Source organism: Sutterella sp. (genome assembly GCF_030539355.1).
Taxonomy (GTDB): Bacteria; Pseudomonadota; Gammaproteobacteria; order Burkholderiales; family Burkholderiaceae_F; genus Sutterella.
In genome coordinates this window covers 1-3,672 of record NZ_JAUNSF010000167.1, presented here as the reverse complement: position 1 = coordinate 3,672, position 3,672 = coordinate 1, and the positions used below count along the sequence as shown (strand labels likewise).

The window sequence follows — 3,672 nt, the reverse complement described above, 5'->3', positions numbered from 1 at the left end:
GGGAGATCGGCATGGAGCGCGGCTGGGCCTTCAAGGCCGACACGATCGAGGAGCTCGCTCAGCAGATCGGCGTGCCGCCCGCGAACCTGCGCGACACGATGAAGCAGGTGAACGGCTACGCCGAGAAGGGCGAGGATCCGGAGTTCGGCCGCAAGCCCGAGCACCTCGAGAAGTTCGATCTCGAGAAGGGTCCGTACTACGCCCTCAAGGGCATCCGTGCGTTCTTCCTGACGCTCGGCGGCGTCACCGTCACGCCGAAGTTCGAGGCGAAGACCCCGCAGGGCGACGTCATCCCGAACCTCTACGTGGTCGGTCAGGACATCGGCGGTCTCTATGACTCGTCCTATGACCTCCGCTGCGAAGGCTCCGCCTCCTCCTTCGCGATGACCTCGGGCCGCCTCGCGGCTCTGAACGCCATCGCCGAGATCGAGGCCGGCAGGTAATTCACCGTTTCCCGAGCAGCCCGGGGTCACTGAGCGGCGTCTCCGGACGCCTCTCCGCGACCCCGGGTGCATCCTTCCCCGTGTTCTGTCAGTTCAGGGCGCGGGGATTTTTGTCGCCGGGGACCTGAGGGAAATCACTCTCTCTTGCCCAAGTCGCATCCGGGGCATCATTGAAGAATGACTTCAGATGACTCACGGACGAGATGACCGAAGAAACCGACTTTCCCCCGCTCCTCGGCGACCGCTATGCCTTCCACGACTGGCCCTGGCTCGTGCCGCCCGACGTGCCCGAGGTGGTCGGGTTCCTGCGGGCGAACGGCCGTCCGCGGAGCTTCGCCGCCCACACGGTCTTCCCCTTCGGCGCGCATGACAAGGTGTGGCTCATCACCTCGGGGCTCCTCGCCACCTGCGTCGGAGGCTTCGCCGAGTTCGACCGCATGGCCTGCCTCTGGTCGGAGAACGCCGTGCTCGGAGGCATCCGCGCCGTGATCAGGGGCGGCAGGAGCATGAACCTCGCGGCGAGAATGCTCTCCGACGTCGAGACCGTGGAGGTCGAGGGTGAGGTGTTCCGCGGTTTCCTCGAGGCCGATCCCCGGCTCACCAACCGCGTGCTCACGAACTATCTCTTGAAGAACACCGCGCAGATGGAAGGCACGCTCGTCAACGACCTCATGCCCGTGAAGGTGCGGCTTGCGATCGTGCTCTGCGTGCTCGCCCGTGCCGCGGGCCTCGACCGCCATGCGGACTCCGTCAAGCTCCCCTGGCCCGTCACCGTGCAGGAGTTCTCGCTTCTCATCCACTCGGACCGCACCGTCGTCGGCCGCATCCTCAGGGACTGGGAGAAAAGCGGCGCCGTGGTGCGCGAGGGTCGGTTCCTGCGCCTTGACCGCACGCTCCGTGAGGAGATTCCCGGCCACGGGCTCTGACCGGCCTCAATCCGGTCATCTGCATGAATTCCGGTGTGGCTCCGGCCTTGCTGGGCTACGATTGCTTCAAACGGATGCCCCGGGGCCGGTCCCGGGCATTCCGCAGTGAATGACAAAGGAGACCACTGATGACCGAAGAACTCCACACCCTTGACCCCGCGGCCCGCGCCGCGATGGCAAAGCTCGTCGCCGACCCGCGCGTCGCGAAGGCCGTCTCGCTCTGCCGCGAGCAGCACGAGGAGCGCGTCCACGAGCAGATCGCCCTCACCGAATTCCCCTCGCCTCCCTTCATGGAGGACGCCCGCGCCGAGGCATTCCGCAACCTCCTCATCCAGAACGGCGCCGATGAGATCGAGTTCATGCCCGTGGGCGGCAAGGCCGGCAACGTGATCACGGTCTTGAAGGGGAACGGCAAGGGGCCGCGCCTCGTGATGTCCGCGCACCTTGACTCCGTCTTCCCGAAGGGCACCGACTGCACGGTGAAGGAGATCGATGGCGTCCTTCACGCCCCCGGCATCTCGGATGACACCTGCGGTCTCGCGGCGCTGCTGCAGATCCTGAGGAGCATCAAGGGCGCCGGGATCCCGCTCGTCGGCGACATCGTCATCGCCGCAACCGTGGGCGAGGAAGGCAACGGCGACCTCCGCGGCACCAAGGCCCTGTGGAAGGCCCGAAGCCAGGAATTTGACGGCTTCATCGGCATCGACAGCGCCGCTCCGACGCGCATCCTCAAGGGCGCGATGGGAAGCCTCCGCTACCGCGCGGTCTTCGAGGGCCCGGGCGGCCACAGCTTCAAGAAGTTCGGCCTCGTGGCCTCAGCCAACCACGCGCTCTGCCGCGCCGGCGCGAAGATCGCCGACCTTCAGGTTCCCGAGGAACCGAAGACCACCTTCACCGTCGGCGTCATGGGCGGCGGAACGAGCGTCAACGCCATCGCGGCGAAGGCCGAGATGCAGATCGATGTCCGCAGCTCCGACAACGAGGAACTCACCCGCACCGCGGACAGGATCCTCGGGCTCCTTGACGAGGCCGTCGCCGAGGAGAACGCCCGCTGGGGCGTCTCGGGCGGGAACGCCGTGCGGCTCACGGTCGAGCCGATCGGGCACCGGCCGGCGGGCATCTCGTCGCCGGAGAGCCCGGTGATCCAGGCGGCGCACGCCGCCATGGACGCGCTCGGCATTCCGCTTCTCAACTACGCCTTCGCCTCGACCGACCACAACGTGCCGCTCTCGATGGGCTTCCCCGCCACGACGCTCGGCGGTGGCGGCACCGAGGCCAACAACCATGCGCTCACCGAGTGGTGGGATCCGAAGGACGCCTGGCTCGGCCCGCAGGAGGCGCTCCTCGCCGCGCTCGCGCTCGTGGGTGTCGAGGGCGTGACCGAGCCCATGCTCCCGCGGAAGCACTGATCCTCCTCAACTGACCGCGCTCCCTCCAGGAGCGCCGGACACACCGAGCCGAAGCCTCTCCGGACTGAACCGCCCGGGGAGGCTTCCGTCGTTCAGGTGCCGTCATGACATTCCTGGGACCCGGTCCCGGGAATTTCTGAAAACGCCTCTCGCTGAGGCGTTTTCCGTGTACATCAGGCCACACGGTGCCTCCCCTTTGTGTAACAAACTGCGTCCGGTCCGGGATTCGGACCGCGTTTCCATTTGTGTCTTCCCTGAAGACACGACGGCCTCGCGCGTTCCCGGCGGCGGCGCAGTTGGACTTGCTGCAGGTCGAGTCCAGTTGTTAACGGCGGGTGCCGGCCGACCCGGCCTTTCTGCCCCGGATCCCCTCTCGCAGAGGCGATCCCGGGGACTGTCCTCCTCCTGTGACACCCTTCTCTCCCGTGCCGCGATCTGTCACAGCACTCAGCAATAGGGGGTGTGCTGTGACGCTTCGGGTGTCTGACTCCGCGTTATGACGCATTTTGTCTTTCCAGGGCGGCGTCATCGACCTCTCCTCGATCACGATCAACTGCGCCACGGCCATCGCCCTCTCGGCTTCCGGCTCGGTCGATATCGCGCCCTACGCGGGCCTCCGCTTCAGCTTCGTCCACATGGACGCGATGACCGCACGCTCGGGCGGCTCGGTGATCATGAACTCCGACTCGACCACGAAGACCTGGGCCGAGGTCCTCGACCGCGTGAATTACTCGGACAAACTCGGCATCACGGGCGAGGCCGGCAGCTTCGGCTTCGGCGTGGGCGTCTCCTACACTGGGAGCTCCAACGCCGACAACTACGCCGCGATGGCGAACGTTCGCTGGAGGTTCTGAAGTGTAGGAAAATCAAGGGGTTCGGAGCGGTATTGCGCCG

4 protein-coding genes are annotated in these 3,672 nt (G+C 66.4%); all 4 read left to right on the top strand.

What is annotated here, in order from left to right; translation table 11 throughout:
* Positions 1–443 (top strand): FAD-binding protein (locus Q4F91_RS13110; protein WP_303338179.1); only part of this gene is annotated, 443 nt, incomplete at its 5' end.
* A gap of 203 nt (positions 444–646) precedes the next feature.
* Entirely contained in the window at positions 647–1,369 is a 723-nt protein-coding gene (locus Q4F91_RS13105) for a hypothetical protein (protein ID WP_303338178.1), read from the top strand.
* A 128-nt stretch (positions 1,370–1,497) separates the two neighbouring features.
* Complete coding sequence (locus Q4F91_RS13100; RefSeq protein ID WP_303338177.1) at positions 1,498–2,778, top strand: M20/M25/M40 family metallo-hydrolase; 1,281 nt, start codon at positions 1,498–1,500, stop codon at positions 2,776–2,778.
* Between the two features lie 506 nt (positions 2,779–3,284).
* Positions 3,285–3,632 carry a hypothetical protein gene (locus tag Q4F91_RS13095; protein ID WP_303338176.1) on the top strand — a complete coding sequence of 116 codons (348 nt, stop codon included), beginning with the start codon at positions 3,285–3,287 and terminating at the stop codon, positions 3,630–3,632.
* The last annotated feature ends 40 nt before the right edge of the window (positions 3,633–3,672 follow it).